This is a genomic window from Streptomyces sp. NPDC005181, from assembly GCF_040608395.1.
Lineage (GTDB): Bacteria > Actinomycetota > Actinomycetes > Streptomycetales > Streptomycetaceae > Streptomyces.
This window is the reverse complement of record NZ_JBEXID010000089.1, coordinates 1-26,838: the sequence shown is the minus strand read 5'-3', so window position 1 is coordinate 26,838 and position 26,838 is coordinate 1. Positions and strand designations below refer to the sequence as shown.

Genomic DNA, 26,838 nt, shown 5'->3' with positions numbered 1-26,838 from the left:
CAGACGCAATTTCTTCCGGAGTCACACGCATTCAACGACACATTGAACCCACAGGACACGCACCACCAACACTGACCTGACCAAGCCCTACTAGGGCCGGTGCGAAGAGCCGGCCGGGGGGTGCTGCCGCACGGGACACCCGGCGATGAGGCGGTGGTGCTCAGCCGGGCGGGATTCCTCGGTCCCCAGCGCCATGTTGTTCCCGGCGGGCAGGCGATGGAACGCACGTGTGACGATGTCATCGCGTGGGTGTTCTCGATGTCGTTCTCGGCTCCGCAGCTGTTCGGTACGCACCGTGACGACTTCGAGGCAGACCTGCGTCGACTGCTGCGGGAGGTCTCCCCGTCGAGCCGGTTCTCCGAACGCCGGCCGAGCACCGAGGTCTTCGTCTGGTGGAAAGGCCCCGCCGAGCTGTGATCAAGCCGCCCTGCTGGGGTGGCTCCTCGATGTTGAAGCATCTCTCGTGATCCGGGTGGCGCAACGCCTACGCTGCGGGAATGCGGGAGTCGACGTCGCGCGTCCGGGTGGCCGCCCACGTGCTGCGACGATGCGCTGGACGACCACCGGAGGCAAGAGGCCGGTCAGACCCTGAGCTGCGGGTAGAGGTTGGTGATGTCGCCGGACAGAGCGGCCTTGGTCTGACGGGAGGTCTCGTCGGCGAGCACCTCGAAGGCGCCCTTCTCGATCCCGTCCAGCGCCTCCTTGGCGATGTCGGCCGGCTTGGACTTGGGCTGGGTCACCGCCGCGGTCATGTCGGTGTCGACGTACCCCATGTGCAGGCCCGTCACGCCGATGCCGCGGTCGAGCAGTTCGAGCCGGATGGCGTTGGTCTGCATCCAGAACGCGGCCTTGGTGGCGGAGTACGCACCATGCAAGGCGACCCAGGAAAGCGCCGAGTGTGCGTTCAGGATGTGGCCGCCACCGTTGCGCTCGATCACCGGGACGAAGGCCCGAGTCACATTCAGCGGGCCGAAGAAGTTGGTCTCGAAGACGTTCCGGATCTCCTCGACCGGTGCGTCCAGGTAGGTGTCCGGTGAGCTGCCGCCGGCGTTGTTGATCAGCACGGTGACATCGGGCGCGGCCGCCACCAGCGCCTCGATCGAGGCCGGGTCGGTGACCTCCAGAGCCAGCGGTACGACGCGGGCGTCGGTGCTCGGCTGCGGGTTGCGTGCGGTGGCGTAGACCTTCTTCACGCCACGGGCGAGCAGGTCGTCCACGATCGCCTTGCCGATGCCGCGGTTGCCGCCGGTGACGAGTACGACGGCGCCTTCGAGAGTGGTCATTTTGACTCCAGACAAAGTTGGAAACCGATCTGTTTCCACCACGGTAAACCGATCTGTTTCCGAAGGCAAGCCGAGCCGGTACCCTCGATGGCATGACCACCTCGGCGACACCCCGCGAGCGACTGCTGGACGCGGCCGGCAAACTCTTCTACCGCGACGGCATGAGCATCGGCGTGGATGCGCTGTGCAAGGCCGCCGGGGTCTCGAAGAAGTCGATGTACCAGTTGTTCCGGTCCAAGGACGAGGTGATCGCGGAGAGCCTCGCCAGCCGCGGCCCGGCGTACCAGGCCGCGCTGCTGCCAGGGCCGGACGACGAGCGGTCGCCGCGCGAGCGCATCCTGACCGTGTTCGAGCGGCAGGACCAGATGACGGCCGAGGGCAACGTCTTTGGCTGCCCGTTCGTGAGTGCAGCGGTGGAGCTGAAGGACCCCGAGCATCCGGGGAGCGTGGTCGCGCGCCATTTCAAGCAGGACCTGACCGAATTCTTCCGGGCCGAGCTCGTCGCCGCCGAGGCCGAGGATCCGGAGACCCTGGCCGTGCAGTTGACGATCGTGTTCGATGGCGCGAGCGCCCGGGCCGTTGTCCGGTCCCAGGCGCTCGGCGGCATCGGCGTGATCACGGCAGCGGCCCTACTGGACGCTGGCGGGGTCAAGCAGACAGTGCCGGCGGGCCAGACCGGCTAGGAGGTCTCTTCGATCACGACACGAGCCGGATGAGGCGCGCGGCGGCGGTTGCGCTGCCGAGGCAGAGCCGTATCCGCCCTTGTCGCACCGAGTGGCGACGACTCCCAGCCGGCCGGTCAGCCAAGCCCGGCCGAGGAGCCCACCCATGCCTGCCGTTCGGCCCGTCGCCCGGACATCCCGGTGCAGCGCGCGAGCACCCAGATCCGAACCACTCGCCCGCGCACCACCCTCCGTTCGCCTATACGGAGACAGCGGGACAGGTTCCGAAGAGGTCGTGGCCCCGGCCCGATGAAGTGCAATCAGATGGCGTGACTCCCCTGGCGCGCCGATTGACACTTTCACCTAATTTGTCTCTTAGTGGTGTGCACCGCTACTGAACGCCGCATGGGATGGGTTCCACCACAGTCCCACTGGCACGCCTCGCCGAGCCCCGCGAGATCGCCGAAGCGGTTGGCTTCCTCGCCTCATCCCGCGCCAGTTGCATCACCGGCGTCACCCTGGTCGCTGACGGAGGCCTCCTCGCCAAGGTCTGAAGAACGCACCGACCGGCTCCGCCCCGGGCCCCGGTCGTACCGGCCGGATCGCGCGCTACCGCAACTGCCGGCCCGTCCGGACCCTGAACAACATCGGGAACACCAAGACACCACAAGCGCCATCGAGCCAGATCACGGAGTCGGACTGAAGCACTCGGAGGCGCGGTGGCCCTTCCAGGCAGTGGAGGGGCCACCTTGTGGCGCCATAGCCGCGGGACAGCGGCTATATGAACCTGCAGGTGAGCGATTTTTCATGGTCGTAGAGGTCCTGCGACGGGTACCGCGCCATGGTGGGGACCACTTCTGTCGTGTCCTCCGACCGGATGCGCTCGGGCAGGAAGCCGAACCGGGCCTGCCGAGCCAGCGCGTCGACTTCCTTGACCTTATCGGCCTTCTGCGTATGCGTCATTCTGCCGCGTCCTTTGTTTCTCTGCCGGTAATTCTGTGGTGGCAGAAAGGCATGAGCCCCGCCGCCTCCACAGCTACCGTCATCCTCAGAAAATCTGGAGGAAACATCCGCAAGTGACAGTGATCACGGCCACTGCCACTGTGACCGTTTTCAATACTTTGGGTATTTTCACGGGAATCCTTTGATGGGGGTTGACAGCACAGTTCTACTCGCAGGCCGCGGTGCCGATCACGGGCGCTGCATGAACGTGGCACGCAACGTTGAGCGGCTCGACGCCGCTCCGCAGGGCGGCGACGGCCCGGACACGAGAGCCGACTCCCCCTACTCGGCCGGCTCGAATGCGTCCTTTGTTGCATTCGCCGTCGACACTCACACAGCCTACGTCACCTGTCAAACAGGTGATGAACGCTTGGGGGGCGACGGCTTGGCGGCGCCGGCCGAAGGTGACCGGCGGCTCGCTCCAGTTCATATGTGGGGAAGGGTGCCGGTCCGGCCTGACCCTTGTGACTCTGCGCCTGCGACCACGTGCCGCCGTCGCCGAGCGGCAAGCAGACCCACAGATCGTCATCACCCCCGCCGCCGCCGTCGTCGACAGGAAGGCGACCGCGAGGACCGAACCCCAGGAGTGGCGCGGACGATCCGGCACGGAGGAGGCGCAGCGGGGCGCGGTCACCGGGCGCGTTCCCAGGTGAGGATGCCCTTACGGCGCGCACCCCAGATCACGGCGGGCTCGGGAAGGATCAGCCGGAGCCTTTCGCCGTCCCAGTCGGCAACCCGGGTCAGGGTCGTTCCCACCCAGTTGGGAAACAGGCTGAGTTCTACGTGATGCACCACGAGGTCACTCTCGGGTACTTCGTAGGTCCCTCCGTAGGCCATGTAGCCGACGGCCGCCGCGGCCAGCTCCTCGTGCAGCCCTTCCTCAAGCCGCCCCTGCCGGAAATGGGGCCGCCGCGTACGCATGATCTGGGCCGACATACGGCCACTGGTAGTGTACATGATCAGCCCCTGCGGCTGCGGCCCGAAAGGCTCGATGACGCCGCCGTTCTCGATGTCGGTAGCCGTGTACGAAACCAGACGCCAGGCGCCGACCAGGGCGTTGCGGAGTTCATCGGGAGTCATGCCGTTCCTCACTGGTACTCGGCACTTGCCGGCTGCTGTTTGACGCTTGCGTCGGTTTGCGTCCCGGGAACCCTGGGGCTCGGCGCAGCAGCAAGCCGTTGCCTTCGCTCCGGTGGCCTCCGGGCCTCGACCCGGCATCGGTGCGCTTTCACTGACGCCCACCGCGGGTGCGCTCTGCCGTCCGCCGCGCCTGCGGCGGTACGTGCCGCGTCGGGGCCGTGAAGCACATGCCCTTCGGTCGGCGGCATACCTGCTGTCACGCCACCCGATGCACTCTCCAGAGGTCCGGCCGCGAGCATCCAAGAATTGTGGATGACTTCCATCATACACATCCTCCCGAGGGGAGATCGCCCCCCCCTTGACAATCAGGATGATGCAAATCATTCTCATTGTGGATGATGGAGGTCATCCAGAATGGAAGAGTGCACCATGACCGACACCTACGACCCCACCCGCACCGCGGTCCTGCTGGTCGACCCCTACAACGACTTTCTGTCCGAGGGAGGCAAGATCTGGCCTCTGCTCACGGGCGTGGCCACCGACGTCGGCCTGCTGGACAACCTGCGCGCCGTCGTCGCCACCGGCCGCCGAGCGGACCTGCAGATCGTCTTCGTCCCACACCGTCGCTGGCAGGAAGGCGACTACGAGGACTGGGATCACCCCAACCCCACCCAACGGCTGGTCCAGGAGCGCCACACCTTCGCGCTGGGCACCTGGGGCGGGGAGTTCCACCCCGACTTCCAGCCCACCGACGGAGACGTGATCGTCCAGGAACACTGGGCCCAAAGCGGCTTCGCCAACACCGACCTGGACGTCCAGCTCAAGCAGCACGGCATCACCCACGTCATCGTCGTCGGCCTGCTCGCCAACACCTGCATCGAATCCACGAGCCGCTACGCCATGGAACTCGGCTACCACGTCACCCTCGTCCGCGACGCCACCGCCGCATTCAAGCCCGAGATGATGCACGCCGCCCACGAACTCAACGGCCCGACCTACGCCCACACCATCACCACCACCGCAGAACTCCTGCAGGCGCTGGCGAACAAGGAGCACTGAGATGTCACTGACCGGAGACATGCTGATCGGCTCGTCGTCCGTACCGGCGTCCGACGGCGCGATGAAAGCCCTCAACCCGGCAACAGGCGAGCGGATCGAACCGGAGTTCGCACTCGGCGGCCCGGCCGAGGTCGATCATGCCGCGCGACTGGCCGACGAGGCCTTCGACAGCTACAACCGAACCGGCCTCGAGGAGCGCGCCGCCTTCCTGGAGCTGGTCGCGGACCGGCTGGACGCAATCAACCGCGAGCTGGCGGAGCGGGCAGCGCTGGAGACCGGCCTGCCCGTCGCGCAACTCGAGGCGGAGGCGGCGAAGACCGCCGCCCAGTTCCGGCAGTTCGCCGACGTGGTCCGCCAGGGCCGCTTCCGCCACGCCACCGTCGACCCGCAGCAGCCGGAGCGGCAGCCGCGGCCGCGCATGGACCACCGCATGCAGAAGATCGCGATCGGCCCGGTCGCCATCTTCGGCGCGAGCAACTTCCCCATCCTGTACTCCGTCGCCGGCGGCGACACCGCCTCCGCGCTGGCGGCGGGCTGCCCGGTCGTCCTCAAGGCCCATAACGCCCACCCTGGCGCCTCCGTGCTGGCGGGGCGCGCCATCCAGAGCGCGGTCGCCGACTCCGGACTGCACGAGGGAGTGTTCTCCCTGGTGCGCGGAGCGGGCAACGAGATCGGTGAGGCCCTGGTGGACCACCCGCTGATCAAGGCGGTGACCTTCACCGGTTCCGAAGGGGGCGGCATGGCGCTGTACCGGCGGGCCCAGCTGCGCCCCGACCCGATCCCGGTCTTCGCCGAGATGACCAGCGTCAACCCGACCTTCGTCCTGCCCGCGGCGCTGGCGGCGCGTGGCGGCGAGGTCGGCGACGGCTTCGCCGAGCGCATGCTCGTCAACGTCGGCCAGGCCTGTCTGAAGCCGGCCGTCCTGCTCGCTGTCGACGGCCCGGGCTACGCCGAGATGCGCGACGCGGCCGCCGTACGGGTGAGCGCGATGGGTGCGCGCACGATGCTGACGCCGGGCATCCACGACGCCTACGACCGCAACGCGCAGCGGCTGATCGGCTCCGGTGCCAAGCCCTTCGCGGAGGGCCCGGAGCCGCAGGGGGCCTGGGAGGGCCGCTCGCAACTGCTCGAGGTCGACGGGGACCAGTTCCTCGCCGATCCCACGCTGGCCGAGGAGGTCTTCGGGCCGGCCGCGCTGCTGGTCCGCCTGACCGGCATCGATCAGCTCCTCGATGTGGCCCGGAGTTTCCGCGGTCAGCTCTCGGCGACAATGCACATCGACGAGCCCGACCACGGCGACGCCGCGCGGCTCCTGCCGATCCTGGAGCGGCGCACCGGCAGGATCGTGGTGAACGCCTTCGCCCACCCGCAGGAGGTCGGCCACGCCACCATTCACGGAGGCCCGTTCCCGGCCACCACGGACAGCCGCTTCACCTCGGTCGGGATGAGTTCGGTCGACCGGTTCCTGCGGCCCGTCACCTACCAGGGCTTCCCGGACGCGCTGCTGCCCGACGCGCTGGCTGCGGGCAACCCCCTGGGGCTGTGGCGGCTGGTCGACGGGTGTCTCGCCCGCGACTGACGCAGCAACCGCCCGGTTGGGACCCTCCTTCGGGAGGGCCCCGGCGCGTGCCGGGCCCCCGGGGGCGGATCATCCAGCGCGCCGACGTGGGCGCGGGTATCGCGTCGGCCGACGTGGTGGTGGACGCCGGGGACACCACCGGCGACCCACTCGGGCCGCCGGCCACCGTCGCCCCCTGGGACGGCAATTCCCTCATGGTGCACGCCGCGGCCCAGTGGCTCTCGGAGGATGTCGGCCACGCTGTTCCGGTAGGCGCCGCGGCAGGAGACGTTGCGTGGGACCTTCGGCCCGTCGCCCCGGGGCGTATGGCGGTCACACCGGTTGTTCTGGGCATGGCAGCAGACCCCTGGCCGCGATGCGGTCCGGGGCTGAGTGGGCTGTGATCAGTCCTGGTAGCCGAGGAGGTCGGCGGCGCCGTATGCCTCGGCCGGGGCGATGTCCACGGATTCCGCGTGCGCGGGCCTTGTTGAGCTGCTCGGCAGGTCGGCGGCCCCTCCGCTGCCGCACCGCAGGTGACCGGTGGCGGCCGGCTCGACCACGCGGTTCCGGAGCGGGGCGTCGCCTGGAGACGCCATCAGACGGCACCTCGCGAGAGCTGCACGACATCGTCCAGGCGGTCTTCGGCCTGGATGGCTACCACAGTTGGGCCTTCGAGGCCGGGCAGGACGTGTATGGCCTCCCTGGCCTCGGCCTGGGCATGGGACCTGCACCCTCGCGGGGGCGGCGGGCTTGCGTGGCGGGATCGACAGTGCCTACTGACGCTTCAACTGCCCAGTGACCGTCTCCAGCAGCTCATCGGAGAGCTCCGGGTCGGCCACAGCCCGGGACATGAGCGTGGCGCCGACCAAGGCGCTGAGGGTGAGCATCGCCTCGGCCCGCGCCTCCTCGGAGTCATCGCCGAGGCCGGTGAGCAGGTCCAGGTAGGTGCGGACCTGCTTCTCGTACGCCTCCTTGAAGCCACCATCGCCGCGCCCGGCGGCGGCGCCGAGCGTCACGAGGGCGCAGCCGGTGGCCGGCGAGTCGCGGTGGTTTTTCCCGAGGTAGGCGTCGACAAGACCGGCTCGCGGATCCTGCTCGTTCTTCCGCGCGGCCGTCTCCATCTTCTCCGAGCCCTCTGCCAAGGCCGTGGCCGCGGCCTGGGCGATCAGGTCGTCGCGGGAGGCGAAGTGCTTGTAGAAGCCGCCGTGGGTCAGTCCCGCCTCCTTCATGAGGTCCGCGATGCCGGGGCGGGTCACGCCTTCTGCGCGGACCTTGCGGGCCGCTATCCGCAGCACCCGCTCGCGGGACGCCGCCTTCTCCGCCTGTGAGTGCCCCATCCCGGGCCGTCCCTTCGAGGAGCGGCACATGCCGCTGAACGTCTAGATGACATCCATCATACACATTAGAAAAAGCAGTGACCTGAGCTGCCCATATTCGACTTGAGAGATGACGGGGTCCATCCTGAATCCGGATATTGTCAGTCAGCTGGATCGGAGAAAACCGCAGCCGAGACCCGCGCATCAACCGCACGGCGGTTGTGCTGGTCGGCCCCTGCAACGACTTCGTCTTCGAGGGCCACAACATCTGGCCGCCACGGGAGCCCGTGAATGAAGGTCGACCTGCTGGACAACCGGCATTGCGTGGTCACCTCCGCCCGCGGGGCCGGCGTACAAGTGGTGCTCGTCCCGCGCCACCGCTGAAAGCCGGGCGAGTACGAGACGTGGGCTCACCCGAATTGCCACCCACCGCCCGACTCGAGCTGAACTCGCTGCTTGACCAACCCCCATGACCACCAGGGCCGGGCAACGCTCCCCTCGGCCTCACGCAGCCTGCGGCTCCGCGCGCCCCGCGGCGTACGTGTCAACGCGATTTCCCCCGGCCCGGTCCGTACCCCCTTCTGGACAGCCCCGGGCGGTTTCGCTGACGCCGCGGCGTCCGCCGCCGGCACCACCGCCCAGGTGGCCATCGACGAAGTCGTACCTCAGAGCATGGGCATTTCCACCGGCCGGGTCACCGAACCCCACGAAGTCGCCGACCTGACCGCTTTCCTCGTTTCTCCGCGAGCCGCAAACATCACCGGCGCCGAATTCACCATCGATGGCGGTCAGGTCAAAACCATCTGACCTCCCCTCCAGGGAGGGGGCGCACCTCGCCCCCGCGACCCGCATCTCGGGCTCGTCGCTTCGCGGCGAGCAATTTTCCCGGAGAGGAAACAATCAGCTCAAACGGGATTTCTGACGCCGTGGACTCACACCGTGATGGGTTGTCCCGGTCCGGACCGAAGAATCGGGAGCACGCAGTGGTCCACCTCCAAGGTGGACGGCAGTGGACAGGTCAGATCTGTACGTGGGTGAGCTTGTCCGGGTTGAGGACGGCGCAGATGCCGTGGGTCCGGCCGTCTCGCACATCGAGCGCCACCAGTTGCTCACCGCCGTCGATGGTGGTCAGCAGCGCCGGTTGGCCGTTGGCGTCGACGAGCCTGGCCTCCCCCATCAAGTAGCGCGTGCCCAGGGCCGTCACAAAGGCAATGACATGGTCGCGCCCGGTGACCGGGTGCAACGCGGCCCGCACCTTGCCGCCTCCGTCGTTCCAGACGGCCACGTCCCCGCTGAGCAGTTCGGTGAGCCCGCTCAGGTCACCGTCGCGCGCCGCCTCCAGGCGCCCAGCAGCGCACCTACGGTCCTCGAGCCCGGCACCCACCCGCTGGGCAAAGTCTTCACGTTCGCGGCGTCGCTCGCTTGAGCAACGGAGCAACTGACGAGAAGTCATTGCTCCCTGGAGTAAAGGCCGTTCACGGATTTCTTTCGCCCTCTTGCGCCGCGCACTCGACATGCACATGCTAGCCATCGCGAGTTCTACTCGCATAGATCCGCTGGTGGCAACACGGCTTCATCCTGAACGCGCACCCCCCTTTCGTCGACGCCCCACCACCACACGGGGCGCCGCACGCTCACAGGAGGAACCTTGAACAGACGTATGACGCGACGCAACGCCCTGGCGCTCACCCTGTGCGCCACGACGGTTGTCGCGCTGGCGGGCGTCTCCACACCCGTGGCAGGCGCGGCGGCACGGTCGGAGACCCCGACGGCCGCTCCGTCGTCGACGGTGACCCGTATCGAGGACCAGACGGCAAAGGCAGTGGCCGCGTCGCTGGCGAACGCTCAGTGGCGGGAGGAACTGCGCTCGGCGGTGCTGAAGTCGAACGAACTCGATCTACGCGCGGTGACCGCGAGCGCGGCCAGCACGGCGGGCAGGGAGCTGACGGGCGCGGTGGCCGGCGCCGACCGGCGGATCGTGGCAGCGAAGGGGCTGGACAGCAGTGTGGGTTCACTGCTGCGGCTGCGGCTGGGCACGGACACGATGAAGAAGAAACTGACGCCGGGGACAAGCCCGTTGGTGGCGGTGACGACGCAGGATGACGACGCGACGACGGTGACGGCGTACGACAGCCGGGGCCGGGCGCACACCTTGGACGCGACGAAGGCGCCGCAGCAGGCGGTGTATGTGATCGACCTGGATGTGTCCAAGGCGGTGACGGCGGGCCTGGACCTGCTGAACAAAGAGCTGGCGAAGGACGGCCTGACCACACCGGCGACCAGCCGGGGGGCGGCGACGAGCGCGACGGCGACGGCGGGAGGTTTCTGGACGACCAAGGTCGACGCGGTGTACCTCAACGACGACGAGGAGCCGTGGACTTCAGGTGACGCAGAGGTGTACTCGCTGGTCAGCGGCTTCGGGCTGGACGGCAAGGTACGGGTGGACTCGGTCGACATGCCCTACCTGGACACGGACCATCACACGTACTACCCGAACCAGATCCTGGTGAACTGGTCCAACTACAAGTACAACTTGGCCGACGTGGTGATGATGGAGGACGACGGCGACACGAACTACGCCGCGCTCACCAAGGCCATCGCGGACGCGCTGCTGACGATCACCGATCAGGGCGCGTATGTGCCCCTGGTGAATGCGATCCTGGATGCCATCCCCGCATCCTGGTACACCAACGACCCTGACTACGTGGACTCCTGGTACACACTCGCGGCCAACTCCACCGGCACCCTGAACGGAGCGCGCGGCAACGGCTGGATGCAGGTCTCCCCCTACTGGGTCCAGCAGTTCTGACCACCCCCTCCAAGCCTGCGGCATCCCCTCGCCGTCTCCAGGGCCCGAACTCCCCATCGTTCGGGCCCTGGCCCTGCTCAGACCGTGCAGCTTCGCATGGAAGTCTCCACGGACGTCGGCAGCCGCGCGGGAGTCCTGGCAACAGTGTTCACACTTGCCGAGTGCGCCCGGGACCGCCGGCGGGCCGTGAACGCACCCCCATCGTCGCACTGGTTCGGGCCGGAGCCGCCGCTCGGAACGCGGCCACCCTGGTCGGACGCCCGGAGACTCTTACGGCATGATCAACGCCAGCCGATCCCCTGGAGGCCGCGCGTGCCCTGGTCCGAGCGCATTGTGGTGCGAGACGGTGTCAGACTTTCCTGCCGTGACTGGGGCGGGCCCGGGCAGCCCATCGTCCTGCTACACGGCTTGGCCGGCCACGCGGGTGAATGGGACGCGACAGCCCGACGCTTGAGCCCCTGGTATCGGGTCGTCGCTCTCGACCAACGCGGACACGGCACCAGCGAGCGCCATCCGCAGGACGTCTCCCGCGCCGCCTACGTTGCCGACGTCATCACCGTTGCCGATCAGCTGGACTTGCGACGGCCTGTCCTGGCCGGCCAATCCCTGGGCGGTCACACAGCCATGCTCACCGCCGCCGCACACCCCGAGCGAATCCACGCGCTCGTCCTCATCGAAGCCGGCCCGGGCGGAGCGAGCCCGAACGCTCCCGTCGAGATCGGCGGATGGCTCGACTCGTGGCCGACACCGTTCACCTCACGCGAGACTGCCGCTCAGTTCCTCGGCGGCGGACCGGTCGGTGATGGCTGGGCGGCCAGTCCGGAACAACGCGACGGTGGCTGGTGGCCACGCTTCGACCGGGACGTGATGGTCCGCTCACTGGCGGAGAACGCCCAGCGTTCCTTCTGGAACGAGTGGGCCCAGGTCACGTGCCCGACCTTGGTCGTCCTGGCCCAGTCCAGCATCATCCCGCCGCAGGAAGCCGACGACATGCTCCGTCGACGACCCGCCACCGAGTCCCTCAGCATCCCCCGCACCGGCCACGATCTGCACCTGGAACAGCCCGGGACTCTGCACACCGCGCTCTCGGACTTCCTCGGGGAGCACGCCTGACACCCCCTGCGCCGCCACCACGACAGGGGAGTCAGATACCGCACACCACCGATCCACAGGTCCTGACGATTGCTCCGCTCCGCCGGGCGCGCTTCCCGGCTCTGGCTGCGCCGGCGCTCCTTCCTTCGGCCCGCTCGGCGCTGTCACCGCCCCGACGCGCGCCGACGATGGACAGGCCCAAGAGCATAGAACGAGAACCGATCCACGAGCCATAGACATGCCTCCGTCGGGGGTGCACTGCCCGGCCCGACAGCCCTAGAAGGCAACGGGGCGCCGGACGACGGCTGTGGCGGCCGCCTCTCAGAGCCCGGTACCGGCGGCCCCACCCCCACCGGAGGGGTGGGGCCCGCTCGGTCGAGGGTCACCTGGCCGGCGACAGCAGGGCGCGACCGTTGACCTTCCACGTCACCGCAGGCCACACCCGTGACATACCGGGCTTCGAGGGGACCGCTCCGGGTCCCTGCGTCCGGTGGCGTTCGCACGCCGGTTCGTGGAGTTCCCGATCGAGGTCGCGCCGGCCCGTGCCGTACCGGTGCTCCCGGAGGGGTCGGCTCGCGCGGCCACGGCGCCTCGATGAATCCCGTCGGCGCTGTACACCCAACACCGCCACCGTGCAGCACCTCAGCGCTGCCGAGCCGCTGGGGCTGGACCATCCACCATGCTCGTGTGCCTGTTGCTCTGCTTCCGGAAGTCACTGGTTTGCCCGTCGGCCGTCCGGGGGAGCTCCTCCGGGCAGCCGACGATCTGCGATCCTGTCGCCGAGAAGCCGCCGTGCCCCTGGCCTCACCGTGATGGCGCACGGACACGGCCGACGCCGCCGGACGCGCTCCAAACCCCCTCACCCCGCACCACACTTCCCACTGGCGTGAGCAGGGATGTCGAATATATTCCGTTTTATGGACGGTCATGCGGCTGACGGTTCGCCAATCACTGGTTGGGAACTGCCGCCGACGGTCGCGCCCTCCTGGGCCGGCCGGCTCACGGAATCCGATCGCGGCAGAGCCGTACGGCTTGCCACCTGGCTCCTGTCTGAGGGGAACTATGACTGACGAGACAGTCGCGACCCTGGATGAAGGGTGGAGCGGCGAAGGGTGCCCGGCGAGTGCGTTTGTCCGGCGGTCGTTTCTTCACGGTGCTGCCGCGGGCCTGGCCGGAGTGGCGGGCGGGGTCGCCTTGGGCAGCGGTGCGGCGCTCGCCGACACCGTGGCCGTCCCCAAGACGGGACCGACATCTCGTGTGATCCCCTTCCACGGCTATCACCAGGCAGGCATCGCCACTCTGCCCCAGCAGGACGCGATCTTCGTCTCGTTCGACGTGACCGCCTCCGACCGTGCAGCACTGACCAAACTGTTCCGTACGCTGACCTCGCGAGCCCGCTTCCTCACGGCGGGCGGCAGGCCACCGAAGGCAGCCCCGACCGCACCGCCAACGGACAACGGCATCCTGGGACCCACGGTCGTGGCGGATGGTCTCACCCTGACAGTCGGAGTCGGCGCATCCCTCTTCGACGGCCGATACGGACTCAGCGCACGCAAGCCCGTCCAGCTCGTTACGATGACTCCCTTCCGCCATGACGACCTGGACCCCGCGCTGAGTCAGGGGGACCTGCTGATCCAGATCTGTGCTGATCACCGCGACACAACGGTGCACGCACTGCTCGACATCCTGACCCACACCAAGTCCGCGATGAAGCTGCGCTGGCGCATCGACGGCCAGCGCAATCCGGAGCGTCCGGTCGGTGTCCGGCGCGACTGGTTCGGCTTCAAGGACGGCATCTCCAACCCATCCGTCTCCGACGACGCCCAGATGAATCAGGTGGTCTGGGTCCAGCCGAAGAGCGCCGAACCGGCCTGGGCCGCGGGCGGCACGTACCACGTGGTGCGTATCGTGCATTTCGCTATCGAGGCGTGGCAGAAGGTGCCCGTTCCCCAACAAGAGCGCATCTTCGGCCGCCGTAAGGCGAGCGGCGCCCCCCTGTACGCAGTGGGTGAGAACGCCCCGGATATCTTCGACCCCATCTACACCAACGACCCGCAGGGCCTGATCACCCCGCTGAACTCTCACATCCGCCTTGCCAATCCCCAGACTCCGCAGACCGCGGCGACCAGCACCATCCTGCGTCGCAGTTACGACTACGACCGGAGCCCCAACCTGCCGGAACTCGACATGGGGCATGCGTTCGTCTGCTTCCAGCAAGAACTCAAAACCTACATCGCCATGCAGACCCGGCTGGAAGGCGAAACACTGGTGCCGTTCATCAGCCCACGAGGCGGGGGCTACTTCTTCGCACTTCCAGGCGTCCAGGACGAGAAGGACTACTACGCCCGCCGGCTCCTGACCTGATCCGATCCCACTGCCGGGCAGCCGTCGGCGGGATGTCGCCCGGTCCCGGACCGAACCATCGCAATGCGCACAGGAGGCGAGATGATCTCTGCCCTGCGGTCCCGAGCCGGCGGCAGCCGCCGACGACGACCGGGTAGGACACTCCGGTCGGCACTCGCCGCGGGCATGGGGATCCTGCTGATCTCCTGTACGCACAGCCCCCCGGTCAAAAAGGAATCTGCCCATGCGGCGAGCGCGCCCGGTGCCGGCGCCAGTGGCCGCGTGTATGTCACGAACCAGCAGGACAACACACTCTCGGTGGTGGACGCCCGTACCTACAAGGTCGTCGCAACCGTGCCGGCCGGTGTCGCGCCGGAGGGCCTCGCGGTCACCAAGGACGGCAGGCGCGTGTACATCGCCAACAATGGCTCTGCCCGGGTCTCGGTCCTCGACACCCGGAACAACAAGATCGTCTCCACCGTGCCGGTCGGGAAGAGCCCTACCGGTGTCGGCCTCAGCCCCGATGGCAGGTCCCTCTATGTCACCAACGGCAGTTCCAACACCGTCTCGGTGATCGACACCCGAACCAGCCGGGTGGCCACGACGATCCCGGTCGGTAAGTCTCCGGTGAACGTGGCGTTCAGTCGTGACGGTGGCAGTGCCTACGTCGCGAACGCCGGGTCGGGCAACCTGTCGGTCATCGACACTCACACGCGCCGGGTCGCCCGGCAACTCCCCGCGGGGCGCACCCCGGTGGGCGTCGCCCTCACCCCGGACGGCGAGTCGGCCTACGTCGCCGACGAAGTGGGAAAGCAGGTCCTTGCCGTAGCAACCCGTACCGGCAAGGCGACGGCCGTGCAGGTCGGCGAGGGCCCCTTCGACGTGGCCATCGGGCCCGACGGGCGCTTCGCCTACTCTGCCGATCTCGGCCCGGGCAACGTTTCCGTGATCGACACCAGCAGCCACCGCGTCTCGGCGACCATTGCCCTGGGGCCTGCCGGCACCGACCCGTTCAACCTGGATGTCACCAGCCGGGCTGTCTACGTCACGAACCAGGGAGCGGGCACCCTCACGGTCATCGACCCGGCATCCAACAAGGTCGTCGCGACTGTCACCGTCGGCGCTAGCCCCTACGGCGTGGCAGTGAGCTGAGCCTGCGACGCAACGCATCGGTCCGCCGGACACGACCGACCGGGACATGCCCCGCGAACTGCTGTGGCATCCGAGAGACTTGCAGCTGCAGATCAGCCGAGTCCGGTCGGACTCCACCTGCGCCGGACAGAATCCGACCCGTGGGCCGGGGCCCGCTACTGCGGCCGGGCGAGGAGGACGGCGACGTCGTCCTGCGAGGGTGTGGGGAGCAGGTGGGTGAGAAGGTGATCTCGGGTCTCCCCCAATGCCCGGCTCGGCTGCCGCAGTGCGTCGGCCAGCCGACGCAAGCCGTGATCCAGGTCGTTGTCGTGACTTTCGATGAGCCCGTCGGTGTAGAGGACGAGCAGGCTGCCCGGTGGCAGGGGGACGCGCTCGGTCTCGAAGCGTTCGTCCAGGCAGGTGCCCAGTGGGGTGCCGCAGGTTCCGTCGAGGATCCGGACGGCGCCATCGATGTCCGCGAGGAGGGGTGGGGGGTGGCCGGCTCTGGCGATCAGGCAACTGGCGGTGGCCGGGTCATAGACGGCGTAGGCGCACGTGGCCAGTTCGCTGTCGCCGAGGTCGGCAACAGCCGCGTCCAGATGGCCCAGCAGACGGTCCGGTGGGACGTTCTGCGAGGCCAGGGTGCGGGCTGTGGTGCCGAGTTGGCCCATGACTGCTGCGGCTCGGATGCCGTGGCCCATGACGTCGCCGATGATCAGACCGGTCTTGCCGTCGGGGAGAGGGAACGCGTCGAGCCAGTCGCCACCCACTTCGTTTTCGCTGCTGGCAGGGAGGCAGCCGCCGGCGAGCTCGAGCCCTGGCAAGGTGGGGAGCGGCTTGATGAGGCTGTGTTGCAAGGTCAGGGCCGCTCGGCGATGGCCGGCGTAGAGACGGGCGTTGTCGAAGTTCAGTGCGGCCCGGGCCACCAGTTCGTCGATGAGGACGGTGTCCTGCTCGTCGAACGGTTCACTGCGGGTACGGGTGGCGATCACCAGACCCAGTACCTTGCCGCGGGCATTGAGCGGGATGACGCGCGCCGAGCCGGATGGCCCGGCGGCAAACAGGCCGGCCACCTGATCGGCAGGCACAGCCCTGAGCACAGGCAGGGGCAGCGGCGTCGTGCGGGGTCGTCCCTCGGCGAGGCACGTCGCATACACCGATCCGGGCGGGACTCGGTAGGTCGCCTCGGCAGCGGACTCCTCGGCGGGCCGTTCCGGTCCGGTTTCCGTCGTGGCCAGGCAGTGCAGCAGTTCACGGGCGGACGCGCCGACGTCGTCGGGGGCCAGTACCCCTTCCAGCAGAAGCACCTCGGCGGTGTCGGCGAGCTGGGGCACCAGCATCTGGGCCAGCCCTCGGGCTGCCTGCCGCAGGTCCAACGTGGTGCCTATGCGTTCGCCGGCTTCGGCCAGCAGCGCGAACCGCTGGCGGGCCCGCTCCGCCCGGAGGTGGTCGGCCTCTCCCTGGGTGATGTCGATGACCGAGGCGATCACGCCAAGCCGTTCGCCCTCGCTGTCGGTCAGCGGGGCGTAGGACGACGACCAGATTCGGCCCCCGCCGGGCGTTGCCGCGGTACGGATGTCCACCATGGCGCGGCCGGTCCTCAGTACCTGCCGCATCGAGGCTTCCGCCGCCGCCGGGTCGCTATCGGGCACTACGTCGCCGATGCGCCTGCCCACATGCTCGGCCACGGCCACGCCGTTCATGTCGGCGAGCGCCTCGTTGACCCGTACATAGCGCAACTCGCGGTCCAGGAGCGCCAGGCCGATCGGTGACTGGCCGAGCAGTCCCTCCAGAGCAGCGAGTGAATCCCGCATCCGCTGCACGGCGGAGGTCTCAGTGGCGACCACCAAGGTGCCGGGCAACCCCCTGGGGTCGGTGATGGGGGAGATCCACATCTCCATCTCGACCAGATGTCCGTCCCGATGCCGCACCGGAAATGCCCCCACCGCGGTCTCCCCCTGATGAGACCGGGCGATCAGTTCCCATGCCCATGCCTGGTTGGATTCCGGAACCAGCAAAGGAACCCCTTTACGGCCCAGCAGCTCCTCCGACTCCCAGCCCAGGAGCTCCTCCGCGGCCAACCCCCACTGCCACACGCGCCCGTCGTGATCACTCGCCCAGACCATCATGGGAAGCAGGTCCCGGAGCACCCCCGCGTGTCCGGCCACCGGCTGCCCCCGCGCAGAGGCACCGCCATCCGAGCCCGGCTGTCGCCCATCCATGGCGTGAACCATGCGAAGCCCTCACCGGCCCCAAGGAAAGGACGCCACAGGCACCTGTCCCCCGCGCCCTGTCTTCCTTGTTGTCCTTTTCGCCATGGCAGCCGCCGATCAGCAGCGATCACTCCCCGACAGACTCAAATTATTGCATATCGCTACATATCTCCGCCGGGCATCTACCTTGCACCCTGGCCAAGCGCCATGCGACAGGCGACTGCGCCTCGTAGCGGGCGACCTTTCCGCGGGCATGGAGTTGCTGACGTTCGTAAAGGTCGACGCTCACCGACGGTTCCAGCCATGCCCGTTTCGCACCACTTCCGAGATTGATGTCGGGCTCGCAGCGAGACCGTCGCCGGGGCGTGTCGGCGGGCCGTCGCTTCTGGGTCTCCTGCCCAGGCGCCGGGCCGAGCCCGATCAGGCTCACTCAGGACGTGGTGAACCACTGGGAAAGCGTGCACGCCCAGTCTTCGAAGGTGGTCCAGGCAATGTCCGGATAAGCAGCGTGCAGAGCAGGAATGTCGACGCTGTAGCCCTCGGCGTTGAGGAAGTCCCACATTGCTCCCATGTCCGCGCTGTTCGCGTGCACCGACCCCAGGGAAACCTGGACGGGGCGCACGGGCCGGCCCAGCACGTGCTCCAGCGCGGTGGCCATCTGCGCCGGGGTGATCGCTTGGGAAGCCACTTCGACGCGCTTGCCGAGGTGACGGGTGCGGTCTGCCACGACGGCGGTGACCAGGGCCCCCAGGTCCTCGCGTGCGAGCTGCTGCAGGGGCCTGTCCGGCGGCAAGGGCAGCGGGAGCCGGCCGGTGAGCAGGGAGTCCCTGTCGCCGAGCATGTTGTCGTAAAAGTAGGTGGGGGCCACGACGGTCCAGGGGACTTCGGATCGGGACAGCAGTGCTTCTATGCGCTGTTTGCTTTCGAAGTGCGGGACTCCGGTGTCCCTGTCCGCCGAGGCGACGGACGCGAGAACGAGATGCGGCAGCTGCACTCGTGCGGCGGCACCGAGGATGGCAGTCCCTTGATCCACTTCGGCCTGCGGCCCGTCCTCGAAGGGCGTGGTCACCGCGAAAGCGGCGTCGGCCCCCTCCAGGGCGGCAGCCAGCGAAGCCTCATCGAGGAGGTCTCCTGGGACCGCGGCCACGCCCCGATCGGTCAGAGCCCTTGCCCTTGGGGCTGCCGGATCGCGCACCACGGCCCGTACTCGCTGCCCCGCATGCAGGAGCGCGTTCACCACCGCGCCGCCCTGCCTTCCTGTCGCTCCCAGTACCGCCACGCTCAGGGCCATCCGTACACATTCCTTCCGGACGGGACACAGATCACCTCGACTATCGCGGCAACGTCCCCGACGCACCAGCGGGCCGCGGCTTTCGAGTGCCGCCGAGCCGGGCCGGGCAATCCGTCGTCTGCGCAGATGGCTGCCGGGCCGGCGCATGGGTGTGCGGATCGCCCGCAAAGGCATCCAGCGAACGACGTGGCCGTAGAAGATGGCGGGGTGCCGAACGGACCAAGGCCTCTGCCGCTGCAGACGGCTCCTCAACTGACCATGCAGGACATGGTCTATGTCTGCCCTGCTGCTCCCCTACCGGCCGCGTGATCAGCGAGCGGCCTGGCTGCGATCTGCTCCGCCGGGGCGATGTGCACCTTGATGCTCTTCATCAAGGGCTGGTCGCTCTGGGCGCTGTAGTCGCCGGAGGCGATGAGCACGTTCATCTCTGGCATGTACCCGGCGGCGCACCCCGCGGGATGTCGTAGGTGATCGCCCGGTATCCCTTCAACTCCCGGTGGCTGCCGTCCTTACCCGTACTGGTGATGTCGACCGGGTCGCCCTCACGGATCTGCCGGGCGCGCATGTCCGCGGCGTTCATGAAGACCAGGGTCCACAGGTTCTCGACGCCTCGGTAGCGGTCGTTGTCGGAGTAGATGGTGGTGTTCCACTGGTCGTGGAACCGCATCGTCTGCAGCAGGAAGACACCGGCCTCGGGAATCGTGTCCGGCAGCGGCGCCGCGGAGAACTCGGCGCCGCCGCTGGGGGTGAGGAAGACCAGTTCGTGGGCGGGCCGGCAGATGCGGAAGCCGAGCGGCAGCCTCACCCGACGGTTGAAGTCCTCGAATCCGTCGAGGACTTGAGCCATGGTGTCGCGAATGCGGTCGTAGTCCTCGATGTAGCTCTCCCACGGGGTCGCGCTGCCCGGGAGGGTGGCGCGGGCCATGCCGGCAATGATCGCCGGCTCGGAGAGCAGGTGCGGGGAGGACGGGCGCTTCATGCCGACGGTCAGGTGGACCATGCTCATCGAGTCCTCGACCGACGTCGCCTGGACGCCGCAGCGCTGGTCCCTCTTCATTCCGCACCAAGGCTTCCGGTGGCGGAATACGCCATCCGGTGTATGTACTGAGAGGTACGCAGTCCGCGCCGGCTCACGAAGTACGCGGCGGGGCTTCAGCCCATGACCGTCGCAGTTTCGGTAATTTCAGCCGGCTCACCACCGGCCCGGCTGCCTTCGCTGATCACGGGCCTCTTCTTCGTGAGAGTGGAAGGCGGTCCGCACAACGTCGCCCGGACGCACCCGGAGGGTGTCAACCCCCCGGGCTGCTGGACTTCGTGAAGGGATGAGCGGCTTATGACGGGAGTCAGCGGTGCGACCCGGCACCTTCGTGGTCTCCTGGCCGGGGCCGCCGCGGGCGCTGCCGGGACCACGGCCCTGGACGCGGTCGGTTACCTGGACATGGTGATCCGCGGCCGAGGCGAGAGCACAACACCCGAGGTCACCGTGGAGCGACTGTCAAAGACCTTGCACGTTCCGATCCCGGGCGCTGAGGACGTACGGGAGAACCGCGTCAAAGGCCTGGGCCCCCTGACCGGCATGGCGGCGGGTGTGGGCATGGGCGCCCTGCTCGGCCTTGCCCTCTCCTGCGGCTGGCGGCCGGGCAACGCGGTCCTGGCCGCCACGGCGACCGCGGGGGCGCTGATCGGTACCAACGGCCCGATGACCGTCCTGCGCGTGACCGACCCGCGCACGTGGTCGCGCTCCGACTGGGTCGCCGACATCGTTCCGCACGTGGCCTACGCGCTGGTCACCGTCGCCGTCGTCAGGGGTCTGGAACCCGGCCCGGCCGATCACGACGGCGGGATCCGTACGGGAGCACGGCAGTGCGGCGCCGCGCTCCGGCACACCCTGTGCTCATGACCGACGAACACACGACATACAGGGCCTGTCCTTGACCCAGGCCGCGGCTCCCGAGTCGACCCTGTGGGTGCTGGTCGCTGTAGCCTGCACCGCGGCCGTGCTGATCGCTCCCTCCCTGACCGCGCCCTGTACGTGCTGCACGAACGGGACCGGCTGACTTCCTCCGCCTGACCTCCATACGTACCGCGCCAGGACACTCCAGCAGCCCAACCCGGCTGGTCGGTGACCCAGGGTGCCCGCAGGCTGACCCAGGGGACCTACGAGCACGTTGGGATCCGCAGACATGACATCCTCGCAACGACTGCCGATAGCACGCAGGACCCGCTACGGCACCGTGGTCGCGCTCCTGGCGACCGCCGGCGCGGCGCTCAGCGGCTGCGCCGGCCACGGTGACCGCGCCGCCGACACAGGCGGCGCGACGGCCGCCGTGTCCGAAACGATGCCGGCCGCGTACGTGCCCTGCGGCAAGCCGCCGGCGCAACTGGAAGAGCTCGACCAGGACTTCCTCGACCAGCTCGCGGCCGCGGACGGCACCCCGCTGTACAAGCAGTCGTACAAGGCTGCCCGGGAAGTGCTGAACAAGCTGCAGGCAGATCCCGTGGGCATGCTGCCTGCGCAGATCAGTGAGCGGACCGTGCCCGGTGGCCCGACCGGTCCGGTATCCGTCCACGTCGTCCGCCCCGACGGCGTCAAGGGCGACCTGCCCGGCATCGTGTACATCCACGGCGGCGGCTGGGTGCTGGGCAACTTCATGACCCACGAACGCCTCGTCCGGCAGATCGCCAACGGTGCCCGCGCCACTGTCGTCTTCGTCGACTACACCCCCTCCCCCGAGGCCCAGTTCCCCGTCCCGGTCGAGCAGTCCTACACCGTCGCCCGGTGGGTGGCCGACCATGGTCATGAGATCGGCATCGACCCCAGCCGCCTGGCAGTCGCCGGCGACTCGGTGGGCGGAAACATGACCGCGGCCGTCACCTTGATGGCCAAGCAGCGCGGAGGTCCCCACTTCAGGCAGCAGGTCATGCTCTACCCCGTCACCGACGCCAACTTCGACACAGCCTCCTACAACCGCTTCGCCGAGAACTGCTGGCTCACCCGGCCTGCCATGAAGTGGTTCTGGGACGCCTATGCGCCCCGCGTGGCCGACCGCAGCAATCCGCTGGCCTCCCCGCTGCACGCCACCGTCAACCAGTTGCGCGGCCTGCCGCCCGCCCTGATGATCACCGACTCCGATGTGCTGCTGGACGCGGCCAACGCCTACGCCGCCAAGCTCCGCTCGGCCGGCGTCCAGGTCACCGCATCCCACTACAGCGGCGTCACCCACGACTTCATGATGCTCAACGCGCTCGCCGGCACCCAGGCCGACAAGCAGGCCGTCGCCGAGACCACCGCGACTCTGCGTGAGGCACTGTACGCACCGGCCGACCCCGGACCCGGCAAGTAAGCCCGTCTCCACGACTGTCCTGGACCCGCTGCCCGATGCCGGGGGTCCAGGACAGTCGCGCGCGTGCCAGTAGTTCCGGGCTGCCTGTTCGGCGTTCGGTCACGACCTCTCCTCGGGCTGCTCGTTGGCGGACTTCAAGCCATGGCAGGTCGGGAAAGGGGTCGTCTCCAGGACCGTGAAGGACGACGGGCTGACCGTCGAGCAGGACGGTCCCAGGCCGACCGGGAAGACATTGTGAAAGGTTTCAAGCAGATTGCACGGAATCTAGCCCCGCACCAATAGCAGCGTCAATGGCGCGGACTTGCAAATCTTTGAACCTTTTTACAGCTACGCCCAAACCCTTGACGGGCCACTTTCGCCACCCTAGCTTCCATGCCTGAAACGATTCATAACCCGAGTCGCATGGAGCCGATTGTGATCAGCAGAAGACGACTGCTCAGCACGACCGCCACGGCAGCCCTGGGGACGGCCATCACCTCCACCGCACCGGGCACCGCGCAGGCATCACAAGCCTCCGGGGCCGCGGCCAGTGGAACAGGAGTGACGAAGGGGGTACGCATCACTGGACCGACCGTCGAGTACGTGAGCCACCCGCTGGGTCTCGACGTGCCGCGCCCCAGGCTGAGTTGGCCTCTGGCGTCCGACTCGCCGAACCGAGCGCAGAGTGCCTATCAGGTACGCGTCGCCAGCTCCCCGGGCCGCCTCGCGAAGCCCGACGTGTGGGACAGCGGGAAGGTCATGTCGCGGGATTCCGTCCTGGTGCCGTATGCGGGACCCGCACTCGAGTCACGTACGCGCTACTACTGGTCGGTGCGCGTCTGGGACGCCGGGGACAAGGCCTCCGCATGGAGCGAGCCGTCCTGGTGGGAGACCGGCCTGACGGCCGCGTCCGACTGGTCCGCGCGGTGGATCGGGGCGCCCGCCGAGCTGGTCGGCGCCCCCGCGCTGGACGGCGCCTCCTGGATCTGGTTCCCGGAGGGCGACCCGGCCGCCGGCGCCCCTGCGGGGACCCGCTTCTTCCGCGGCCGTGTCGACATCCCCGAAGGCGTGACCCGGGCACGCCTGGTCATGACCGCCGACGACGGCTGCACCGCGTACGTGAACGGTACGCAGGTCGCGCACGCCGAAGCGGACGGACCGGCGGAGAACTGGCGCCGCCCCGCCCTTGTCGACGTGACCTCCCAACTGCGGTCCGGCGCCGCGGTGATCGCCGTCTCCGCCACCAACGCAACGGACTCGCCCGCCGGCCTGCTCGGTCTCCTCGAACTGACGACGGCGGGCGGGGCACGCACCTTCGCCACCGACGCCGCTTGGAAGGCCGCCGCCGAGGAACCCTCCGGAGAATGGCGTTCCGCCGGATTCGACGACAGCTCCTGGCAGCAGGCGAAAGCGCTCGCGACGTGGGGATCGGGTCCGTGGGGCAGGGTGACAACGTTTTCCTCCCCCGCCGCGCAGCTGCGTCATGAGTTCCGCCTGAAGCGCAGGTCGATCCTACGGGCCCGGCTGTACTCCACCGCCCTGGGCCTGTACGAGGCCCACCTCAATGGCGAGCGGGTCGGCAAGGACCGGCTCGCGCCCGGCTGGACGGACTACCGCAAGCGGGTCCAGTACCAGACGTACGACGTGACGAAGCTGGTCAGGTCCGGAACCAACGCGCTCGGCGTCACCGTCGCCACCGGCTGGTACGCGGGGAACGTCGGCATGTTCGGTCCGCACCAGTACGGCGAACGGCCCGCGTTCCTCGCTCAGTTGGAGATCACGTACACCGACGGCTCGACCGAGCGGGTGCTTTCCGGCACGGACTGGCGGGCCTCGCTCAGTCCCCTCACGAGCGCCGACATCATGTCGGGCGAGGAGTACGACGCCCGCCTGGAGACCGACGGCTGGACACGCCCCGGATTCGACGACTCAACCTGGCTGGCGGCCGACGCCGTCGACAAGGTGGACGCCGCTCTCGTGGCCGAGGTCGGCGGCCCCACGCGCGTGGAGCGCGAGCTGACCGCTCGGAAGATGTCCGAGCCGAAGCCCGGTGTCTTCGTCTACGACTTCGGCCAGAACATGGTCGGCGCGGTCCGTCTCACCGTCTCGGGCAAGGCGGGGACGGCCGTGCGGCTGCGCCATGCCGAGGTCCTCAACCCGGACGGCACGATCTACACGGCCAACCTCCGCAGCGCCCGCGCCACCGACACATACACCCTCAAGGGCGGTGGCAAGGAGACGTACGAGCCTCGCTTCACCTTCCACGGCTTCCGCTACGTCGAAGTGACGGGCTATCCGGGCAAGCCGCCACTGAATGCAGTCGTGGGGCGGGTCATCCACACCGATGCACCCTTCACCATGGACTTCTCGACGAACGTGTCGATGCTCAACCAGCTGCACAGCAACATCACTTGGGGACAGCGCGGCAACTTCGTCTCCATCCCCACCGACACTCCCGCGCGCGACGAGCGGCTCGGCTGGACCGGCGACATCAATGTCTTCGCGCCGACGGCCGCGTACAACATGGAGTCGGGGCGCTTCCTCACCAAGTGGCTCGGCGACCTGCGCGACGGCCAGTCTGACGACGGCGCGTTCACCGATGTGGCTCCCTTCGTCGGCACGGTCGGCAAGGGCGTGGCGGGCTGGGGCGATGCCGGAGTGACCGTGCCCTGGGCGCTGTACCAGGCGTACGGCGACACCCGGGTCCTCGAGCAGTCCTGGCCGTCGATGCTGAAGTGGCTCGACTACCTGGAGAAGCACAGCAGCGGCTTCCTGCGGCCGGCCGAGGGCTACGGTGACTGGCTCAACGTTCAGGACGAGACCCCCAAGGACGTCATCGGCACGGCGTACTTCGCCCATGCCGCCGACCTCGTCGCCCGGTCGGCTCAGGCCCTCGGAAAGGACCCGGCACCGTACACCTCACTCTTCGCAAGCGTCCATGACGCCTTCCGTGCGGCGTACGTCTCAAGCGGCGGCAAGGTGAAGGGCGACTCACAGACCGCGTATGTGCTGGCCCTGTCCATGGACTTGCTGGCGGAGGCCGACCGGGGCCCTGCGGCCGACCGCCTCGTCGAACTCATCAAGGCCAAGGACTGGCATCTCTCGACCGGATTTCTCGGCACCCCTCGCCTGCTGCCCGTGCTCACCTCGACGGGCCACACCGATGTCGCCTATCGGCTGCTCCTCCAGCGGTCCTTCCCCAGCTGGGGCTACCAGATCGACAAGGGTGCGACGACGATGTGGGAGCGCTGGGACTCCATCAAGCCCGACGGCAGCTTCCAGGACGCCGCGATGAACTCCTTCAACCACTACGCGTACGGCTCCGTGGGTGAGTGGATGTACGCGAACATCGCGGGCATCGCACCGGCCGCACCCGGCTTGCGCAAGATCCTCGTCCGCCCCCGCCCGGGCGGCGGCGTCACCGAGGCGGAAGGACGCTACGACTCCGTCCACGGTCCCATCACCACCCGCTGGAATGTGGACGACGGTGGATTCCGCCTCGCTCTCACGGTGCCCGCCAACACCACCGCCGAGGTATGGATCCCAGCCGCCGAGGCTTCCCACATCAGCCATGACACCTCGGTGTTCCTCCGCATGGAGGACGGCTGCGCAGTCTTCGCTGCGGGATCCGGTGCGCACCGATTCGCCAACTGAGGTGCGACGACTACTGGTGACGTCCGTTCCCTATCGACTCACCCGCGCGCGGATGGTGCGCACAGATGGAGACACGCAAACATGACGGATGAAGCGAAGACGGCACCGGGGCCCAATCGGCGCACGGTGCTCGAAGTGGGCGTCAGCGGTGCGGTGTTGGCCGCGACCGCCGGTCTGCCGCTGATGGCAGCCGGTCCTGCGGCGGCCGCCGGCGCGACGGCGTCCGGCCGCCTGCCCGCGGCCGGGTCCTGGCACCGTTACGTACAGGGACCGTCCGGGCGGACGGTGCGGCCGGTGCGGATCGTCCGGTCGGACGGTGACGTGACGCGGCCCGACGCCCTCCTCAGGCCCGGCGGCAAGCTCACCGTCCTGCGCCGCGCGCAGCCGCCCGCGGCGCCCCGCTGGCCGGAGGGAACCACCACCGAGGCGTCCTCCACACACGCGGGCAACAACGGGAACGACGGCCGACCGCGTACGTACGAGGCGAAGAATGCCGTCGACGGCGACCTCGGCACGTTCTGGAACGACGACACCGAGCGCGACTTCCCCGACACCCTGTCCATCACCACGCCCGAGGAGCGAGAACTGTCGGGCCTGACGGTGGTGTCGAGCCCGGACGGGGTGCCCACCGCTTTCACTGTGGCTGTCTGGGCGGACTCGGCATGGAAAACGGTCGCCACCGTGACCGGCAACAGCACCGTGCAGCGCGCCGTCCGCTTCGACGCACCGGTCTCCACGGCCCGGGTGCGGGTCACGGTGACCGCCGCCCAGGACCTCGGTCGGGGCGTGTTCACCCGTATCAACGAGGTCTGGCCGGAAGCCGTGGACCCGGTGGTGGCCCCCAGCGTGACGCTCGACTTCGGCAAGGTCGTGGTCGGGTACCCGAAGGTGGACTTCGCCTGGGCCTCGGACAACCGCCCCGGGGTGCGCCTAGATGAATGAGTCCAAGGGATGGCCTGCGGACATGGCACGAGGGCGTCCAGTGTCGATGTGTGACGAACGACGTGAACACCCTCGCAACA

At 68.5% G+C, this 26,838-nt stretch carries 23 protein-coding genes and 2 pseudogenes; 16 read left to right on the top strand and 9 right to left on the bottom strand.

The window, feature by feature from the left end:
• Positions 1-90: 90 nt before the first annotated feature.
• Positions 91-417 (top strand): annotated as a pseudogene (locus ABZV38_RS33430) (SAM-dependent methyltransferase); the annotation flags it as partial.
• A gap of 164 nt (positions 418-581) precedes the next feature.
• Here ABZV38_RS33430 and ABZV38_RS33425 read toward each other — a convergent pair.
• Positions 582-1,283: an SDR family oxidoreductase gene (locus ABZV38_RS33425; RefSeq protein ID WP_356332196.1), complete on the bottom strand. Its 702-nt coding sequence runs from the start codon at positions 1,281-1,283 to the stop codon at positions 582-584.
• A 92-nt stretch (positions 1,284-1,375) separates the two neighbouring features.
• Between ABZV38_RS33425 and ABZV38_RS33420 the strand changes: the two genes are divergently transcribed.
• Both ABZV38_RS33420 and ABZV38_RS33415 read left to right on the top strand, forming a co-directional pair.
• The gene (locus ABZV38_RS33420; protein ID WP_356332195.1) at positions 1,376-1,966 is read left to right on the top strand and encodes a TetR/AcrR family transcriptional regulator; all 591 of its coding nucleotides are present in this window, start codon (positions 1,376-1,378) and stop codon (positions 1,964-1,966) included.
• Between the two features lie 389 nt (positions 1,967-2,355).
• A complete protein-coding gene (locus tag ABZV38_RS33415) occupies positions 2,356-2,499 on the top strand; it encodes an SDR family oxidoreductase (protein WP_356332194.1) in 144 nt (47 codons plus the stop codon).
• A gap of 223 nt (positions 2,500-2,722) precedes the next feature.
• Here the strand turns inward: ABZV38_RS33415 and ABZV38_RS33410 are convergent, their stop codons facing one another.
• Together ABZV38_RS33410 and ABZV38_RS33405 are read right to left on the bottom strand one after the other, a co-directional pair.
• Positions 2,723-2,908 (bottom strand): hypothetical protein, encoded by a 186-nt coding sequence (locus tag ABZV38_RS33410; protein WP_356332192.1) that lies wholly within the window; start codon positions 2,906-2,908, stop codon positions 2,723-2,725.
• 669 nt (positions 2,909-3,577) lie between these two features.
• A complete protein-coding gene (locus ABZV38_RS33405; RefSeq protein ID WP_356332191.1) occupies positions 3,578-4,027 on the bottom strand; it encodes a lipocalin-like domain-containing protein in 450 nt (149 codons plus the stop codon).
• Between the two features lie 429 nt (positions 4,028-4,456).
• On the opposite strand from ABZV38_RS33405, the gene ABZV38_RS33400 reads away from it, so the two are divergent.
• The 3 genes from ABZV38_RS33400 to ABZV38_RS33390 are packed head-to-tail and all read left to right on the top strand — an operon-like array spanning position 4,457 to position 7,048.
• Entirely contained in the window at positions 4,457-5,086 is a 630-nt protein-coding gene (locus ABZV38_RS33400; RefSeq protein WP_356332190.1) for an isochorismatase family cysteine hydrolase, read from the top strand.
• 1 nt (position 5,087) lies between these two features.
• Positions 5,088-6,665 carry an aldehyde dehydrogenase (NADP(+)) gene (locus ABZV38_RS33395; protein ID WP_356332189.1) on the top strand — a complete coding sequence of 526 codons (1,578 nt, stop codon included), beginning with the start codon at positions 5,088-5,090 and terminating at the stop codon, positions 6,663-6,665.
• A gap of 47 nt (positions 6,666-6,712) precedes the next feature.
• Positions 6,713-7,048, top strand: a complete 336-nt coding sequence (locus ABZV38_RS33390; protein ID WP_356332188.1) for a hypothetical protein — start codon at positions 6,713-6,715, stop codon at positions 7,046-7,048.
• Here ABZV38_RS33390 and ABZV38_RS33385 read toward each other — a convergent pair whose 3' ends face one another.
• Positions 7,049-7,240 (bottom strand): hypothetical protein, encoded by a 192-nt coding sequence (locus tag ABZV38_RS33385; RefSeq protein WP_356332200.1) that lies wholly within the window; start codon positions 7,238-7,240, stop codon positions 7,049-7,051. It lies immediately after the preceding gene.
• Between ABZV38_RS33385 and ABZV38_RS33380 the strand changes: the two genes are divergently transcribed.
• Positions 7,228-7,443, top strand: coding sequence for a hypothetical protein (locus ABZV38_RS33380; RefSeq protein ID WP_356332199.1), 216 nt, complete (start codon positions 7,228-7,230; stop codon positions 7,441-7,443). The genes ABZV38_RS33385 and ABZV38_RS33380 overlap by 13 nt on opposite strands.
• Here ABZV38_RS33380 and ABZV38_RS33375 read toward each other — a convergent pair.
• Positions 7,418-7,981 (bottom strand): TetR/AcrR family transcriptional regulator, encoded by a 564-nt coding sequence (locus ABZV38_RS33375; protein ID WP_356332187.1) that lies wholly within the window; start codon positions 7,979-7,981, stop codon positions 7,418-7,420. The genes ABZV38_RS33380 and ABZV38_RS33375 overlap by 26 nt on opposite strands.
• 435 nt (positions 7,982-8,416) lie before the next feature.
• Between ABZV38_RS33375 and ABZV38_RS33370 the strand changes: the two genes are divergently transcribed.
• On the top strand, positions 8,417-8,767 hold the full coding sequence (locus tag ABZV38_RS33370) for an SDR family oxidoreductase (RefSeq protein WP_356332186.1): 351 nt from the start codon (positions 8,417-8,419) through the stop codon (positions 8,765-8,767).
• Positions 8,768-8,978: 211 nt separating this feature from the next.
• On the opposite strand, the gene ABZV38_RS33365 is transcribed toward ABZV38_RS33370, so the two are convergent.
• A complete protein-coding gene (locus tag ABZV38_RS33365; protein WP_356332185.1) occupies positions 8,979-9,344 on the bottom strand; it encodes a hypothetical protein in 366 nt (121 codons plus the stop codon).
• Between the two features lie 276 nt (positions 9,345-9,620).
• Between ABZV38_RS33365 and ABZV38_RS33360 the strand changes: the two genes are divergently transcribed.
• The 4 genes from ABZV38_RS33360 (at position 9,621) to ABZV38_RS33345 (ending at position 15,356) form a co-directional block, all read left to right on the top strand.
• On the top strand, positions 9,621-10,769 hold the full coding sequence (locus ABZV38_RS33360; protein ID WP_356332184.1) for a DUF3103 family protein: 1,149 nt from the start codon (positions 9,621-9,623) through the stop codon (positions 10,767-10,769).
• Positions 10,770-11,081: 312 nt separating this feature from the next.
• Positions 11,082-11,882 (top strand): alpha/beta hydrolase, encoded by an 801-nt coding sequence (locus tag ABZV38_RS33355; protein WP_356332183.1) that lies wholly within the window; start codon positions 11,082-11,084, stop codon positions 11,880-11,882.
• A gap of 1,041 nt (positions 11,883-12,923) precedes the next feature.
• On the top strand, positions 12,924-14,225 hold the full coding sequence (locus tag ABZV38_RS33350; protein ID WP_356332182.1) for a Dyp-type peroxidase: 1,302 nt from the start codon (positions 12,924-12,926) through the stop codon (positions 14,223-14,225).
• Between the two features lie 63 nt (positions 14,226-14,288).
• Complete coding sequence (locus tag ABZV38_RS33345; protein WP_356332181.1) at positions 14,289-15,356, top strand: beta-propeller fold lactonase family protein; 1,068 nt, start codon at positions 14,289-14,291, stop codon at positions 15,354-15,356.
• Between the two features lie 155 nt (positions 15,357-15,511).
• Here the strand turns inward: ABZV38_RS33345 and ABZV38_RS33340 are convergent, their stop codons facing one another.
• From ABZV38_RS33340 to ABZV38_RS33330, 3 genes and pseudogenes are all read right to left on the bottom strand, one after another.
• The gene (locus tag ABZV38_RS33340) at positions 15,512-17,557 is read right to left on the bottom strand and encodes a SpoIIE family protein phosphatase (RefSeq protein ID WP_356332180.1); all 2,046 of its coding nucleotides are present in this window, start codon (positions 17,555-17,557) and stop codon (positions 15,512-15,514) included.
• A 421-nt stretch (positions 17,558-17,978) separates the two neighbouring features.
• A complete protein-coding gene (locus tag ABZV38_RS33335; RefSeq protein WP_356332178.1) occupies positions 17,979-18,839 on the bottom strand; it encodes an NmrA family NAD(P)-binding protein in 861 nt (286 codons plus the stop codon).
• Between the two features lie 272 nt (positions 18,840-19,111).
• A pseudogene (locus ABZV38_RS33330) lies at positions 19,112-19,884 on the bottom strand (molybdopterin dinucleotide binding domain-containing protein); the annotation flags it as partial.
• Between the two features lie 288 nt (positions 19,885-20,172).
• On the opposite strand from ABZV38_RS33330, the gene ABZV38_RS33325 reads away from it, so the two are divergent.
• The 4 genes from ABZV38_RS33325 to ABZV38_RS33310 all read left to right on the top strand — a co-directional run bounded on the left by ABZV38_RS33325 (position 20,173) and on the right by ABZV38_RS33310 (position 26,758).
• Positions 20,173-20,739, top strand: a complete 567-nt coding sequence (locus ABZV38_RS33325; protein ID WP_356332177.1) for a hypothetical protein — start codon at positions 20,173-20,175, stop codon at positions 20,737-20,739.
• A gap of 283 nt (positions 20,740-21,022) precedes the next feature.
• On the top strand, positions 21,023-22,183 hold the full coding sequence (locus ABZV38_RS33320) for an alpha/beta hydrolase (protein ID WP_356332176.1): 1,161 nt from the start codon (positions 21,023-21,025) through the stop codon (positions 22,181-22,183).
• Positions 22,184-22,597: 414 nt separating this feature from the next.
• Positions 22,598-25,816 carry an alpha-L-rhamnosidase gene (locus ABZV38_RS33315; RefSeq protein ID WP_356332197.1) on the top strand — a complete coding sequence of 1,073 codons (3,219 nt, stop codon included), beginning with the start codon at positions 22,598-22,600 and terminating at the stop codon, positions 25,814-25,816.
• A gap of 81 nt (positions 25,817-25,897) precedes the next feature.
• A complete protein-coding gene (locus ABZV38_RS33310) occupies positions 25,898-26,758 on the top strand; it encodes a discoidin domain-containing protein (RefSeq protein ID WP_356332175.1) in 861 nt (286 codons plus the stop codon).
• Positions 26,759-26,838 lie beyond the last annotated feature (80 nt).